This is a genomic window from Lentzea sp. CC55 (genome assembly GCF_021056325.1).
Lineage (GTDB): Bacteria > Actinomycetota > Actinomycetes > Mycobacteriales > Pseudonocardiaceae > Lentzea > Lentzea jiangxiensis.
Map to the genome: position 1 here is coordinate 1 of NZ_JAJCXE010000054.1, position 13,859 is coordinate 13,859.

16 protein-coding genes and 1 pseudogene are annotated in these 13,859 nt (G+C 72.7%); 7 read left to right on the forward strand and 10 right to left on the reverse strand.

Going from position 1 to position 13,859, the window contains the following annotated elements:
• Positions 1-220, forward strand: a pseudogene (locus tag L6E10_RS32620) (hypothetical protein); the annotation flags it as partial.
• Here the strand turns inward: L6E10_RS32620 and L6E10_RS32625 are convergent.
• Together L6E10_RS32625 and L6E10_RS32630 are read right to left on the reverse strand one after the other, a co-directional pair.
• Entirely contained in the window at positions 209-769 is a 561-nt protein-coding gene (locus tag L6E10_RS32625; protein WP_236223999.1) for a TetR/AcrR family transcriptional regulator, read from the reverse strand. The pseudogene L6E10_RS32620 and the gene L6E10_RS32625 overlap by 12 nt on opposite strands.
• 10 nt (positions 770-779) lie before the next feature.
• Entirely contained in the window at positions 780-1,649 is an 870-nt protein-coding gene (locus tag L6E10_RS32630) for an SDR family NAD(P)-dependent oxidoreductase (RefSeq protein ID WP_236224000.1), read from the reverse strand.
• A gap of 96 nt (positions 1,650-1,745) precedes the next feature.
• Between L6E10_RS32630 and L6E10_RS32635 the strand changes: the two genes are divergently transcribed.
• Positions 1,746-2,297 (forward strand): cadmium resistance transporter, encoded by a 552-nt coding sequence (locus L6E10_RS32635; RefSeq protein WP_374237586.1) that lies wholly within the window; start codon positions 1,746-1,748, stop codon positions 2,295-2,297.
• Positions 2,298-2,327: 30 nt separating this feature from the next.
• A complete protein-coding gene (locus L6E10_RS32640; protein WP_236224001.1) occupies positions 2,328-5,237 on the forward strand; it encodes an AAA family ATPase in 2,910 nt (969 codons plus the stop codon).
• On the opposite strand, the gene L6E10_RS32645 is transcribed toward L6E10_RS32640, so the two are convergent.
• Positions 5,149-5,415, reverse strand: a complete 267-nt coding sequence (locus L6E10_RS32645; RefSeq protein ID WP_236224002.1) for a hypothetical protein — start codon at positions 5,413-5,415, stop codon at positions 5,149-5,151. The two genes, L6E10_RS32640 and L6E10_RS32645, sit on opposite strands and share 89 nt — an antisense overlap.
• 2 nt (positions 5,416-5,417) lie before the next feature.
• Positions 5,418-6,362 (reverse strand): YafY family protein, encoded by a 945-nt coding sequence (locus L6E10_RS32650; RefSeq protein ID WP_236224003.1) that lies wholly within the window; start codon positions 6,360-6,362, stop codon positions 5,418-5,420.
• A gap of 167 nt (positions 6,363-6,529) precedes the next feature.
• Here L6E10_RS32650 and L6E10_RS32655 point away from each other — a divergent pair, with 167 nt between their 5' ends.
• Complete coding sequence (locus tag L6E10_RS32655) at positions 6,530-7,279, forward strand: ZIP family metal transporter (RefSeq protein ID WP_236224004.1); 750 nt, start codon at positions 6,530-6,532, stop codon at positions 7,277-7,279.
• Here L6E10_RS32655 and L6E10_RS32660 read toward each other — a convergent pair.
• Both L6E10_RS32660 and L6E10_RS32665 read right to left on the reverse strand, forming a co-directional pair.
• Entirely contained in the window at positions 7,276-7,905 is a 630-nt protein-coding gene (locus tag L6E10_RS32660; protein ID WP_236224005.1) for a methyltransferase, read from the reverse strand. The genes L6E10_RS32655 and L6E10_RS32660 overlap by 4 nt on opposite strands.
• 64 nt (positions 7,906-7,969) lie before the next feature.
• Positions 7,970-8,668, reverse strand: a complete 699-nt coding sequence (locus L6E10_RS32665; protein WP_236224006.1) for an SDR family oxidoreductase — start codon at positions 8,666-8,668, stop codon at positions 7,970-7,972.
• Positions 8,669-8,934: 266 nt separating this feature from the next.
• Between L6E10_RS32665 and L6E10_RS32670 the strand changes: the two genes are divergently transcribed.
• Complete coding sequence (locus tag L6E10_RS32670; RefSeq protein ID WP_236224007.1) at positions 8,935-9,798, forward strand: sucrase ferredoxin; 864 nt, start codon at positions 8,935-8,937, stop codon at positions 9,796-9,798.
• A gap of 30 nt (positions 9,799-9,828) precedes the next feature.
• Here L6E10_RS32670 and L6E10_RS32675 read toward each other — a convergent pair whose 3' ends face one another.
• Positions 9,829-11,088 (reverse strand): FAD-dependent monooxygenase, encoded by a 1,260-nt coding sequence (locus L6E10_RS32675; protein WP_236224008.1) that lies wholly within the window; start codon positions 11,086-11,088, stop codon positions 9,829-9,831.
• A gap of 96 nt (positions 11,089-11,184) precedes the next feature.
• On the opposite strand from L6E10_RS32675, the gene L6E10_RS32680 reads away from it, so the two are divergent.
• On the forward strand, positions 11,185-12,195 hold the full coding sequence (locus L6E10_RS32680) for a YafY family protein (RefSeq protein ID WP_236224009.1): 1,011 nt from the start codon (positions 11,185-11,187) through the stop codon (positions 12,193-12,195).
• Here the strand turns inward: L6E10_RS32680 and L6E10_RS32685 are convergent.
• Both L6E10_RS32685 and L6E10_RS32690 read right to left on the reverse strand, forming a co-directional pair.
• Positions 12,178-12,789 carry a TetR/AcrR family transcriptional regulator gene (locus L6E10_RS32685; RefSeq protein ID WP_236224010.1) on the reverse strand — a complete coding sequence of 204 codons (612 nt, stop codon included), beginning with the start codon at positions 12,787-12,789 and terminating at the stop codon, positions 12,178-12,180. The genes L6E10_RS32680 and L6E10_RS32685 overlap by 18 nt on opposite strands.
• The gene (locus tag L6E10_RS32690; RefSeq protein ID WP_236224011.1) at positions 12,776-12,982 is read right to left on the reverse strand and encodes a hypothetical protein; all 207 of its coding nucleotides are present in this window, start codon (positions 12,980-12,982) and stop codon (positions 12,776-12,778) included. The genes L6E10_RS32685 and L6E10_RS32690 overlap by 14 nt, the downstream gene beginning before the upstream one ends.
• A 26-nt stretch (positions 12,983-13,008) precedes the next feature.
• On the opposite strand from L6E10_RS32690, the gene L6E10_RS32695 reads away from it, so the two are divergent.
• A complete protein-coding gene (locus tag L6E10_RS32695; RefSeq protein ID WP_236224012.1) occupies positions 13,009-13,509 on the forward strand; it encodes a CGNR zinc finger domain-containing protein in 501 nt (166 codons plus the stop codon).
• 36 nt (positions 13,510-13,545) lie between these two features.
• On the opposite strand, the gene L6E10_RS32700 is transcribed toward L6E10_RS32695, so the two are convergent.
• A complete protein-coding gene (locus L6E10_RS32700) occupies positions 13,546-13,845 on the reverse strand; it encodes a hypothetical protein (RefSeq protein ID WP_236224013.1) in 300 nt (99 codons plus the stop codon).
• Positions 13,846-13,859 lie beyond the last annotated feature (14 nt).

Below are 13,859 nucleotides of genomic sequence, written 5' to 3' on the forward strand. Positions count from 1 at the left end.
GCTCTCCCCTGCTGATGCCGCTCGGCTGAAGGCGGATTTCGTGGCGTCGGGTGGGCCGGTGGAGGGGGATGTGGTGCTGTGGGGTGGGTCTGAGTTGCCGGTGGACGTGGCGGGGTACGAGGCGGCGGGTGTGACGTGGATGTTGACCGATGGTGGGGCGCGGGGGCTTGAGGAGTTGCGGGCGTTCGTGGCTGCCGGTCCCCCGCGGTCAGGCGTGTAGGCCGCGGAGCAGGGTGTCGAGGTAGCGGCGTGCGGTGGGGAGGCGGTCGGCTGGGCTGTCGCTGTGGACGTAGGTGGCGTAGGAGATGCCGCACATGAGTGGGACGAGGTCGGCGTCGTCGAGGCCGGGGCGGAGGGCTCCGGCCTCGCGGGCGCGGGCGAGGAGTTGGGCGCCGACGGTGAGGATGCGGGTCTTGAGTTCGGTGGTGCGGGGCAGGACGTCGTGGGCGGTGGCGGAGACCTTGGCGAGGGCGGGGTCGGTGACCTGGCCTTCGACGAGTTCGGTGAGGTAGTCGGCGAAGGCGGTCCAGGGGTCGTCGTGGTCGAGGGATTTTTCGCCGTGGTCGGCGAGTGTTTCGAGGTGGGGTGCGGCGACGGTTTCGAGGAGTGCTTCGGTGGTCGGGAAGTGCCGGTAGACGGTGCCGACGCCGAGGCCTGCGCGGCGGGCGACGTCGTTGAGCTGCAGTGGGGTTCCTTCGTCGACGAGTTCTCTGGCGACGGTGAGGATGTGCTCCCAGTTGCGGGCGGCGTCCTTTCGCTGGGGCGTCATGTCTCCCAGGTTAATTGGATACGCCATCCGGAACGCGTCGGAGTGGGGCGTGGCGTTCGCTGAGTCGGCGTACTGCTTGCTGCACGCGGGGGTCGGTGGCGGTTCGGGCGGGTGTGACGGGTGTGCCGTGGCGGCCGATGACGGTGCCGTTGGGGTGTGGTCCGGTGGCGGCTTCGATCGACGGGAGTGCCGCGGTGGCGGCGGAGCCGGAGGTGGAGCGTTCGAAGGTGCGTCGTACGAGTGGCCAGAGCACTCTCAGGGCCGGGGAGACGATTTTGGGGTCGTGCAGGGTTCCGTCGGTCATGTCGGTGGCCGCTCCCCCGGGGTCGGCGGCGAGGACGTCCACTGCGGTGGTGTCGAGTCGGTGGGCGAGGTCGAGGGTGTAGGCGAGGTTGGCGAGCTTGGCGCGTCCGTACCAGTGGAAGCCGTAGTAGTCGCCGGGTGGTTCGACGTGGTCGAAGATCTTTTTGGCGGTGATGACGGCGCCGGAGGTGATGTTGACGACGCGGCGGGTGAGTGCGGGCAGGAGCAGTTCGGTGAGCAGGTAGGGCGAGAGGTGGTTGACGACGAAGGAGGCTTCGAGGCCGTCGATGAGGGTGTGGTCGGGGTACATGGCGCCGACGTTGTTGACGAGCAGGTCGAGGTCTCCCCCGGTGGTGATGCGGGTGGCGAGGGCGCGGACCTGGTCGAGTGAGGCGAGGTCGGCTTGGAGGAACTGGGCGGGTTGGCCTTGTTGGGCGTTGAGGGTGTCGACGGCTCGTGCGCCGCGTTCGGCGTTGCGTCCGATGACGGTGACGGCGAATCCGGCTCTGGTGAGTCCGAGTGCGATTTCGAGTCCGATGCCGCCGGTTCCGGCGGTGATGACTGCTCGGCGTGTCATGTCGTCCTCCGATGCGGATAGTTGATCCACTTACCGTCGTGACGCTAGCACGGATGTGGATTCTCTATCCGCTTCGGTGTGGGTGAGAATGCTGTCGTGGATCTGGGGGTGGCCGGTCAGGCGGCGGGCATGTTCGCGGTGACGAACGTCGACGACCTGGTGCTGCTGGCGCTGTTCTTCGGGCGGGCCCGGTCGCCGTGGCAGGTGATGGCGGGGCAGTACCTGGGTTTCACGGGCATCCTGACCGTTGCGGTCGTCGGCGCGCTCGGTGCTTCCCTGCTGCCGGAGCAGGTGCGCCCGTGGCTGGGTCTCCTCCCCCTCGCACTCGGCCTCAAGGCGGCCTGGTCGCTGTGGCGGGGGTCGGAGGACGAGGACGAGCCGGACGCCGCGCCGGGTGTTGTCGCGATGGCCGGCGTGACGCTCGCGAACGGCGGCGACAACATCGGTGTGTACGTCCCGGTGTTCGCCGTGGCGGACTCGTTGTGGCTCTACGTCGTGGTGTTCCTGGTGCTGGTCGGTGTGTGGTGTCTCGCGGGCTGGTTCCTGGCCTCGCGCCAGGTGGTGGCGCGCGCTCTGGCGAGGTGGGGGCACGTCGCCCTGCCCGTCGTGCTGATCGCGATCGGTCTTTTGGTGTTGTTCTCGGGATGAGCGGGGCCAAGATCAGGTAGACACGTCCGGGTGCGGACGACCTACAGCTACGTCGAAGCGGTGAAGATCCTCGGCGGCCAGGACCACCCGGTGGTCGCCGCGATGGACAGGGTGCTCGGCGGCGCGTTGCTGGCGGGATCGCTGGGGCTGGGGCAGGTGCTGGACCTGTTCGACGCCAAGCCCGACTTCACCCGGTTGTTCTCCGACCTCGTCACGAAGGTGACCGAGAAGCGCCGTGGCCTCAACCGCTACGACCGCACGCAACGGCTGCACGCGGCCCACTCGGTCATCGTCGTGACGGCGTACTTCGAGGTGCTGCGCGAGCTGGAGCTGCCGTTCCCTTTCTCGCCGGAAGACGAGAACCTTCTGCAGGTCGGGCACCCGTTCGAGAAGCCGTTGCCCGCGCCGTCGGCGGGCCGCAGCCACGAGGCGAACCTGGTCGTGGTCGGCACCTTCTACGAGGAGCTCAACCACGACCTCGAATGGGTCTCGACGGGGTTGGCGGCGTGGGACGAGCTCTCCGAGGCGGAGAAGGAGCGGGCGCTCGCGTCGTACCGGGTGCTGCCCGAGCGGGCGGTGCGCCGCTACCAGGAGCTGTTCCGGCAGCTCGCGGTGGACTGCCCCGAGGTGGCGTTCTGGGCGTCGATGGAGGACCACCGCGCCACCAGGGCGGCGCTCGCGCGGCTGGAGGACGTGCTGCGCGAGGTGACGGCCGAGCCTGTGCGCGGCGTGTGGCTCACGGAGCTGGCGGCGGTGTACTCGGCGGCGCTGCGACGGCCGCTGGTCCTCTCCGACGGCGGGCGGCGGATCCCGGCACTCGGGGAGGCGTACGTCGACCCGCGGTTCCAGCTGCTGGTGAACGCCGGCCGGGAGACGGTGCCCTCGACGGCCGGGTACTGGGCCGACCGGCCGGAGCGGACCGATCTCTACGCCTACCTGGCGGGTCATCTGACGTCGTCGGAGGCGTGGTGGTCGCCGTTGCTGGTGCTGGGTGACCCCGGGTCGGGCAAGTCGGTGCTCACGGAGGTGCTGGCGGCGCGGCTGTCGGCCGCGGGGACACCCGTGGTGCGGGTCGAGCTGCGCACCGCGCCGGCGGACTCGGACGTGCGGCAGCAGATCGAGCACGGCCTGCGGCGGTTGCTCGACGAACCCGTGGGCTGGGCGGCGTTCTCCCGCGCCACCGGGGGTTCGGTGCCCGTGGTGGTCCTCGACGGGCTGGACGAGCTGATGCAGGCGACCGGGGTGAGCCAGAACCGGTACCTGACGACGATCGCGGAGCTCCAGCGCGACCTCGCCGACAAGCAACGGCCGGCGGCGTTCGTGGTGACGAGTCGGCTCAGCGTGTGCGCGGGTCTGGCGTTGCCGCCGATGTCGCACGTGGTGCGGCTGCTGCCGTTCTCCGACGAGCAGGTGCGGCAGTGGCTGCGGGTGTGGAACGAGGGCGGTGCGCCGCTGCCCGCCGGGGTGGCGCTGGAGTACCCGGAGCTGGCCGAGCAGCCGCTGCTGTTGCTGATGCTGGCGTTGTACGACGCGGTGGACGGCGCGTTGCAGCGCGACCACCAGCAGATCAGCCGGGGACAGCTCTACGAGCGGCTGCTGGAGCGCTTCGCCCGGCGTGAGGTCGGGAAGTCCCCTGTCGAACGCACCGAGGAGGGCCTGGACGACGACGTCGAGTTCGAGCTGGACCGGTTGTCGGTGGTGGCGCTCGCGATGTTCAACCGCGGCGTGCAGTGGGTGACCGGGGACCAGGTGACGGCTGACCTCGCCGCGCTGCTCGAGGTCGGCTCGGCGGACAGGTCCGTGGGTGCGCGCACCCCCCTGTCCTCCGGTGACCTGGCGCTGGGGCGGTTCTTCTTCGTGCAGAAGACGGAGGCGGTGCGGGGCGACGACACGAAGCTCGCGACCTACGAGTTCCTGCACGCCACCTTCGGCGAGTACCTCGTGGCGCGGTTCGTCTGGCGGACGCTGACCGACCTGCTGCGCGAGGACGCCGCCAAGTCGCGCCGCAAGACCACCGTGGACGACACCGAGCTGTACTCGGTGCTGTCGTTCATGACGCTGACCACCAGCAAGCCCGTGCTGGACTTCCTGCGGGAGCTCGCGGACGACGACCGGATGTTCGACCTGGTCGTGCGACTGCTGGAGACGAGGGACGACCGTCGCGCGACGCGGCCGGCGTACGAGCCGGTCCCGTTGCCCGACTCCACCCGTGAGGCGAAGTACGCGGCCAACCTCGTGACGTTGACGCTGGTGCTGCGGGAGAAGGTGTACGCGCCCGATCTGCGGTTCGGCGTCGACGACTGGCGGCGGGCGACGCTGTTCTGGAAGTCGCGGCTGTCCGCCGCGGAGTGGGCGAGTTTCGTGCGGTGCGTGTGGCTGACCCGCGACCGCGAGCAGCACTTCCACCTCAGCCTGCACAAGGGAGCGGGTACCGAGGCGGAGCCGGAATGGCTGCTGATGTCGGAGCCGTACGTCACCTTGGACGAGGTCAGCCTGACGTGGCGGGACGCGATGCAGCCCTTGACGTCCGTGCATTCGATCAACGATGCCGTCACTCTCGTCGAGCTGGCGGCGACACCCGTGTCGAGGTGTGTGCCGGTGCTGCGGCGATTGACCAAGGCCTCCCTGCGGCATCGTGAGTCGTGTGCTCGCATCGGGATCGGTGGTGACGACCTGGCGATCCTCTCGGCCTTCGCGGAGGAGTGGGTGTACGACAGCGCCGAGGTGGTGGAAGCGTGGATGCGGCTGCACGAGCGCGGCTTCCAGTTCCCGGCGGGGCGCGCGTACCTCTCCACGGAGGAACTGCTCACCGGAATCGACGAGGACGTGTGCACAGGACGACCCGATCTGTTCAAGCGGGCCAAGGCGGCGGCGGCTGAGTTGGGTCTTGAATGGCCGCCGTCAGGGAGCCGGCGATCGCGGCGAGATCCTGTTCGCTGAGGTCGCGCTCCCCCACCTTGCGCAGCACCTCGGTGCGCGAGCACACCACGACCGCGCCGGTGTGGCCGCCCAGTTCGGCGGCGGCCACGATCTGCGTCGACCCCTGGTGCACGACCAGGACCGGGTCGGGGGTGTCGGTGTAGAGCAGGTGCTCGATGTCCCGTCCGGTGATGGCCATGCTCAGTCTTGTACGGCGCGGGCGTAGCGGGCCGCAAGAGAGCGAACGTGTGCCACGAGCTCGGGTGGTGAGGTGACCTCGAAGTCGAAGCCGAGCGCGCCGAGCCACACGGCGAGGGTCTCGACGGAGTCGGAGCCGACATCGAGGACGCAGGTCGTGTCGTCGACGGCTTCGACGGTGCCGACCGCGGCGTGGATGCGGGCGGCGGCGGCGTCGGCCGGGGCGTGGACGAGGACGCGGGCCTGGAAGCGCCAGGCGGCCTGGCTGACGCGAGAGGCGACGTAGCCGGTGGCGTCGAACTCGCGCGGGGTGAAGCGGGGGCCGTGCGGGGGCCGGGGCGGGTCGATGCGGTCGACGCGGAAGCTGCGCCAGTCCTGCTTTTCGGCGTCGAAGGCGACGAGGTACCAGCGGCGGCCCCAGTTGACGAGGCGGTGGGGTTCGACGCGGCGGCGGGTGGCGGTGCCGTCGTGGGAGCGGTAGTCGAAGCGCAGGGTGTCGCTGTCGCGGCAGGCGGCGGCGAGGGTGGAGAGCAGTTCCGGGTCGAGGGCGGGGGCCGGGTGGTCGTGCGGGACGGACTCGACCTGGTCGAGGGCGGCGACGCGGTGGCGCAGGCGGGAGGGCAGGACCTGCTCCAGCTTGAGCAGGGCGCGCAGGGAGACCTCCTGCAGGCCCGTGACGGGGTTGGCGCGCAGGGCGGCGGCCACGGCGACGGCTTCGTTGTCGTCGAGCAGCAGGGGCGGGAGTTCGGCGCCGGCGCCGAGGCGGTAGCCGCCGAAGGAGCCGGTGGTGGCGTTGACGGGGTAGCCGAGCTCGCGCAGCCGGTCGACGTCGCGGCGCACGGTGCGGGGGCTGACCCGCAGCTCGTCGGCGAGTTCGCTGCCCTGCCAGTCGCGGCGTGACTGCAGCAGGGCGAGCAGGCGCAGCAGGCGCGCCGAGGTTTCCAGCATGGTCCGACACTTTAGGACGGCTTCTGGCCGCAAGGGTCGTGGGCCGGCGATGCCGAGGGCGCCGGAGTTCGGGTGTCGGTGCTCCCCCGACGCCTTCCGGGTATGCGCCTTCGGTGGGCGTGGTGATCTCCAGGTGTAGCTCGCGGGGTTGAAGGTCATCCCGGGGCATGCCTCAGTGGGTCGAAGCGGGTGTGTGGGGGTTGGCGGGCGGCGGTGCGCTCGTGCTGGGGGCGCTCGTCGCCTGGTTCGTCCGGGTGCCGCGGGACGTGGTCGCCGTGGTGATGGCGTTCGGTGCCGGGGTGCTGATGGCGGCCGCGGCGTTCGAGCTGATGGACGAGGCCGAGCAGACCGGCGGCCTGCTCGCGACCTCCGTGGGTTTCCTCGGCGGTGCGGTGGTGTACGTGCTGGCCAACGCGGTGCTCGCCCGCCGTGGTGCCCGGCACCGCAAGCGCAGCAGCAACCAGCCCACGGAGTCCGAGCAGGAGGGCAGCGGGTCGGCCATCGCGGTCGGGGCGCTGCTCGACGGCGTGCCGGAGTCGGTGGTGCTGGGGGTGTCGCTGCTCGGCGGCGGCGGGGTCGGGGTGGCGATGCTGGCGGCGGTGGTCATCTCCAACGTCCCGGAAGGGCTCTCCAGCGTCGCGGGCATGAAACGCGCGGGCCGCGGCGCCGGGTACGTGTTCGGGGTGTGGGGTGCGATCGCGGTGGCGAGCGGGGTGTCCGCGGCGCTGGGCAACGTGCTGCTCGACGGGGCGTCGCCGCAGCTGATCGCGGTGATCACGGCCGTGGCGGCGGGGGCGATCCTGGCGATGATCGCGGACACGATGATCCCCGAGGCCTACGAACGCGCGCGCCTGTACACCGGGTTGTGCACGACTGCCGGGTTCCTGACGGCGTTCGTGGTGGAACGGCTCGGCTAGGCGCGCCAGACGGTGGCGCTGCGGGTCTCGGTGCTCTCCAGCGTCAGCGGCACCGGCACCTCGTAGCGGGCCTGGGCGGCGAACCGGTCCCGCGGCAGGTGCGCGCGGTCCGGGTCGCCCAGCAGCACCAGCGCACCCCGTGCGGCGGCCCTGGCCAGGAACGGCAGCACCAAGGCGGTGATCTCCGCGTCGTAGAACACGTCCCCGGCCAGCACGACGTCGGCTCCGCGGGCGTCGCCGCCGAGCCGGTCACCTTCCAGGGCGGTGACGGTGACGCCGTTGGCGGCGGCGTTGAGCTCCACGGCCGCGAGCGCGAGCGGGTCGATGTCGTTGGCCGTCACGCACTCGGCTCCGGCCAGGGCCGCCGCGATCGCCACGAGACCGGAGCCGGACGCGAGGTCGAAGACCTTCCTGCCGCGGACCAGGTCCGCGTGGTCGAGCACGTGCCGCGCGAGGGCCTGGCCTCCCGCCCAGGGGAACGCCCAGAACGGCGGCTGGTCGTGGCGGGTGCGTTCCCACAGGTCCATCGCCTCGACCGCGCTGTGCAGCACCACCTCCGGCACCAGCGGCACCGGCACCGGCGAGGTGTGGGCGAGCACGAAGTCGGTGAGCGCGGGCGCGGACATGACGGTGAAGCTTAGGGGCAGCGCACCGGACGCCCGCAGAGGCGAACGGACGCAGATCGCGCGGTCACGTTCCGCCGGTCACCCGCAGGATCGAGCCCGTGGCGTAGGAGGCCTCGTCCGAGAGCAGCCACGCGATGGCGTTCGCGATCTCCTCCGCCTCGCCGGGACGGCCCAGGGGCACCCGCCCGGCGACGCGGTCGGGGCGGTCGGGCTGGCCGGAGAGCCGGTGGATGTCGGTGCGCACGGTGCCGGGCTGCACGCCGTTGACGCGGATGCCGCGCGGCGCGAGCTCCTTGCCCAGGCCGATCGTCAGCGCGTCGACGGCGGCCTTGGTGGCGGCGTAGTGCACGTACTCCCCCGGGCTGCCCAGCGTGGCCGCGCCGGAGGAGACGTTCACGATCGCGCCGCGGGTCATGCGCCGCGCGGCCTCGCGGGCGACGAAGATCGCGCCGATGACGTTGACGTCCACGACGCGGCGCAGGTCCTCGGTGCGCAGCTCGGCCAGCGGGCCGGACGGGGAGGTGATGCCCGCGTTGTTGACCACGCCGGTGATGTCGTCGCCGGCCGCGTCGAACAGGCGCACCACGTCGTCCTCGTTCGCGGTGTCGGCCCGCACCGCGAGCACGCCCAGCTCCTGTTGCAGTGCGCGGGCCTCGTCGGCGGCCTGGCGGTAGCTGATCACGACCCGGTGCCCGTCGCGCACGAGCCTGCGCGCGGTCGCGGCACCGATACCCCGGCTTCCCCCGGTGATCACCGTTGTCATGCCGCCACCCTATGTGTTCGAGCGCGAATCCCCTGGCTGTCGCGGTGCCGGCGCTGTTGCCGCGACGGCCGGTGCGCCGCCGCGGCTCCACGAGCTGATCGCCACCCCCCGCCCGGAAGTGCTGCGGCTTCGGGTTGCGGTGCCGTGACACTCGCCCGATCTCGTTTCACGACGGCCGGACAGGTGAAGCCCGCTCTCGAAGCATCCACGAACCGTGAGTAAGGCTGCCCTTACTCCTCACCCGAACGGCCGTATAGAGTGTGCAGATGAGGTGCTCGACACTCTCCGACTTCGCGGGGGAACCGCTGGCCGGCACGGCCGCGACCGCGACGGCGTGGCTGTGCCTGGAGCAGCCGGGCCCGTGGGGCCGCGACGCGCTGACCGAGAGCCACCTCGACCCCGAGCTCGGTGCCGAACTGGCCCGCCGTGCCGCCGGAACCGGGGTGCGGATCCTGCTCATCCGCCGTCCCGGCCGCCACGCCGACGACCACGTGCCCGCGACCAGGCGCCTGTACCTGGCCTCGACGAAGCCCGGTGGATCATGGCTGGAGCAGGCCGATCTCGCGTCCCCGGAGGAGGCGCTGGAGCTGGACTTCGAGGCCCTGGGCGCGGGCCGCTCCACCGCGTTCGGCACCCCGGTGCACGACCCGTTGCTGCTGATCTGCACCAACAGCAAACGCGACGTGTGTTGTGCCCTGTACGGCCGCCCGATCGCCACCGCGCTGCGGCTGTGGGAGTGCACGCACACCGGCGGGCACCGCTTCGCGCCCACCGGTGTCCTGCTGCCCACCGGTCACCTGTACGGGCGTCTCGACCACCGGCTGGCCGAGCGCGTCGTCACCGAGGGGCTCCTCGCCGACCGGTGCCGCGGCCGTTCCTGCTTCACCCCGCGCGGCCAGGTCGCCGAGGTCGCCGTGCGCGAGAAGACCGGCGAGACGCGCGACGTGCTCACCGTCGTCGCCGAGACCGCGGACTCCGCGACCGTGCGGCACGCCGACGGCCGCGAGTGGCGGGTGTCGCTGGCCGAGCAGCCCGTGCCGCCGCGCCCGGCGAGCTGCGGCAAGTCACCGGACGTCGCGATCGCGCTGGTGGCGACGGCGATCGAGCAGCGGGTGCGGGTCCACCGCTGACCGCGAGACCCTCGGCGCCGTGCGTGCCCGCTACGGCCCGGCGTGCGCGGCGGGTGGGCGGCGAAGGCGGGTGGCGGCGGCCAGCAGCGGGCACAGCGCGGCGGTGGCCAGGGCGCCGGGAACGGTGTCGGTGGCCAGGATCAGCCGCACGGTCCTCATCGCCGCCGTGAGGACCTCGGCGCCGCGTACGCGCATCCGCGCCTCGAAACGGCCGACCGCCTCCGTGACGCCCGCGGCACCGGGCAGGGCGTCCAGCTCGGCCAGCAGGTCGGCGGCGTCCCGCACGGCCGCGCCGGCGCCCATGCCCGCGGTGGGCGGGGTGGCGTGCACGGCGTCGCCCAGGGCGGTGATGCGACCGGCGGGCCAGGGCGCGAGGTCGGCGGCACGGGTCGAGGCGGCGTTGAACCGGAACGCGGCCACACCGGCGGGGTCGGCGCGCGCGAGGACCTCCAGGGTGTGCTCGGCCCACCTGTGCTCGCGGAACCGGTCGAGCAGGGCGGCCTGCAGCTCGGCGCCGCGCAGGTCGCGCAGCGAGCCGGTCCGGGCGGACTCGGGGAACATCGCCCCCCAGATGTAGGTCGGGCCGGTGGTGACCGACGCGCTGAGCTCGGGGGCGTCGAGGGCGGCGTTGCCGACCGGGTCGAGGAACCCGACGTAGAGCGCGGCGCCCCGCGGGCCGATGCCCATCGCCGACCGCGTTCCCAGGCGGTGCTGCCCGGCGGCGGTGAGGTCGGCGCGGCGGGTGCGGCCGGAGAACCCGATGATGCCGGCGGGCCGGTGGGTCGGGGCTCCCGCCAGGTGGCGGGCGACGACCGAGTGGGTTCCGTCGGCGCCGACCACCAGGTCCGCCTCGACCACCGCGCCGTCGGCGAAAACGACCCGCGGCCTGCCGTCGCCGCCGGTGCCCACCTCCGTCACGGCCCGGCCCGGGTGCAGGTCCTCGCCGACGGCGTCCGCCAGCAGCGTGCGCAGCGTGATGCGGTCGACGTCGATGCTCGCGCTGCCCGACAGGTCCGGGCCGTGGCCGAGCACGCGGCCGCGGTGGTCGAAGAACACGTCGCGGTCGCGCAGGCGCAGCGCCGACGCCGACGCCAGCAGCCGGCGCACCACCTGCGGCGCGACGAGCCGTTCCAGCGCCGCCAGGGCCCGCTCGTCGAGGGTGATGTGGTACCCGCCGGTCGCGGCGATGTCGGTGTCGCGGTCGAACACCGCCACCTCGTGACCACCGCGGCGCAGCCCCGCCCCCAGGGCGAGCCCGCCGATTCCTCCTCCGACCACGACTACGCGCACAACCCGACCAGCCTTTCCGTCGCCGACGTCCGTCGAGATCGACACTGGCAGCAGCAGTGGACACCGGACGGCCAGTACTGCTGCCACGATGACGCGATGGCGACCACGTCACACCGCGCGCTGCGGCTGCTGTCCCTGCTCGGCTCGCGGGCGACGTGGCGGCTGCGCGACCTCGCCGGCCGCCTGGCGGTCAGCGAACGCACCGTGCGGCGCGACCTGGACACCTTGCGCGAGCTCGGCTACCCGGTGATGACCGTGCGCGGCCCGGACGGCGGCTACCGGCTGGGCAGCGGGCACACCCTGCCGCCGTTGCTGTTCGACCACGACCAGGCGCTCGCGGTCGCCATCGCGCTGCAGACCGCGCCCAGCTCCGTGTTCGGCCTGCAGGACGACACCGCGCGAGCCCTGGTGACCGTGCAGCAGGCCATGCCCGACACGCTGCGCGCCGCGATGGAGTCCCTGCGCCTGACCAGGCTGCGCAACTACTGGGAGTTCCCCGCGCCCCCGATCGACCCCGCCGCGCTGAGCACCGTCGGCACCGCCGTGCGGCTGCGCCACGTCCTCGTCGCGGAGGTCCTGCGCCCGGACGGCACGCGCGCCGCCCCCGGCGAGCCGGACTTCACCGCGGCGCACCGCCTCGAGCCCCACCACCTGGTCGTGTGGGCGGGGCGGTGGTACCTCGTCGGCCACGACCTCGACGAGCAGCGCTGGCGGGTGGACCGGGTGGACCGGCTGCACCCGCGCCCCACCGGCCGCCGCTTCGCCCCGCGCGAGCTGCCCGGCGGCGACATCGCGCACTTCGTCATGACCAGCCACGACCGCGGCGACACCCCCGCGGCCTGGCAGTGCACCGGCTCCGCCCGCCTCGCCCTGCCCGCGCACGTCGTGGCCCGCTGGGCGCCGGGCGGCTCCGTCGTCGAACACCTCGACGACGGCCACAGCCGCCTCACGCTCGGCGCCTGGTCCTGGGCCGGCATCGCCGGGATCCTCGCCACGTTCGACACCGATCTCACCGAGGTGCGGCCGTCCGCGCTCGTGCGGGCGTGCCGGCAGCTGGCACACCGCTACGCCGGCATCGCGGAACCGGGCTCAGCCCGGCCCGGCTGAGCGGTCCCGCGGCGGGGCGGCGGCGGGCACGGTCGCGCAGAACACGCCGATGCCCAGCTCGTACGGGTCGTCGAGCCCGACGGTGCGCAGGGTCTCCGGCGGCAGCGCCAGCAAGGAGATCGCCACGCCGAGGAAGTAGGCGTCGAGCAGGCCGGTGTCGCGGACGGTGGAGGGCAGGCCCGCCTTCTGCTGCAGGGCGGCGGCGGCCTCGGCGTTGGCGAGCACCATGCCCGACAACGCCTCACGCACCCCCGGCCGGCGCACCGCCTCCAGGTACAGCTCGACCATGGCGAGCATCTGCGTCGGGTCGTCGGCGACCGCGCGGCGCAGCAGGGCCGGGTAGAGCTCGGCGACGTCGGCGGCGCTGATGCCGGCCGGGGTGGTCTCGCGCAGGCGGTCGACGGCGGCGCGGTGCAGGGCGGTCATGCGCGCGGCGGTGGCGGTGAGGATCGCCTCACGGGTCGGGAAGTAGTTCTTGGTGGTGCCGAGGGGGACGCCTGCCTCGCGGTCGATCGCGCGGTGGGTCAGGCCCCGGCCGCCGTCCACCGCGAGGATCTGGATCGCGGTGTCGCACAGCAGATCACGACGGCTCACGGTCCGCGACACTAGCAAGATCACCACCGGTGTGGTGAACCGGGGCGAACGCGCTGGTCCCGGCCGTGGCGGTGACCGTTCCGCTCTCCACGACGAGGAACAGGCCGCACACGCAGCGGACGTAGGCGACGGGGCCGTGCGCGGAGACGGCGCCGGTGCAGGGCCAGTGGCAGGCGGGGCAGGTGGCGATCATGACCCCCAGCCTGGTGTCATGGTCTAGTGCATTTCAACCCTTACGGCGGGGCGGCCGCCGAGCTGGCGGCGAAGCTGGTCAACGCCGATCCCGCCCAGCCCCTGATCGAGCTGCTCGAAGCCTCCGACTACAAGCCCCTCGGGTCGCTCGACGCCCGGCAGGAACGTGACGTGCGGGACTGGGTCGAGCTGCTGCGCCAGGTGTTCCGCGCGCCCACCGTGGAGCTGCTCAACGACCTGCTCGCCCGCTCGTCGACCACCCACTACATCTCCACCCACGACGGCCGCGCCCCGCACCTGCACTACGCCCGCGAGGACGCGCCGACCGACGTGCGGGTCAAGGCCTACACCGCGGCGGGCATGGCGGCGTTGTTCTGCGAGGACGCCGGGCGCATCGGCTGGTGCGGCCGCGAGGGCTGCGACACGGTGTTCGTCGACACCAGCCGCAACGGCAAACGGCGCTTCTGCTCCACCAGGTGCGCCAACCGCGTCGCCGTCGCCCAGCACCGCAGCCGCCGCGGCGCGTGAGCGGGTGCCCACCGCACTCGGCGGGCACCCCCGGCCTCACTTGTCGATGACGTTCTTGAGCCGCCGCGCCTTGTACCGGGAGCTCGCCTCCAGGCCGTGGGTGAGGCTGCGCCAGTCGGTGCCGTGGCCGCCGCGCTGCCCGTAGGCGACGTGGGCGCGGCGGGTGGAGTCGACCCAGCGGTCGAAGATCACGACGTGCCGGTCCTGCGCGGTGGCGCCGATGCCGTCCACGACGATGTCGCCGCGCCGGAGTGAGGACGTGGCGATCGGCTCCGACCACGTCCCGGACGCGAGCTCGACGGTGATCGGGACGGGCTTGTCCAGGCGCGCGGTCATCGAGACGTAGCCGG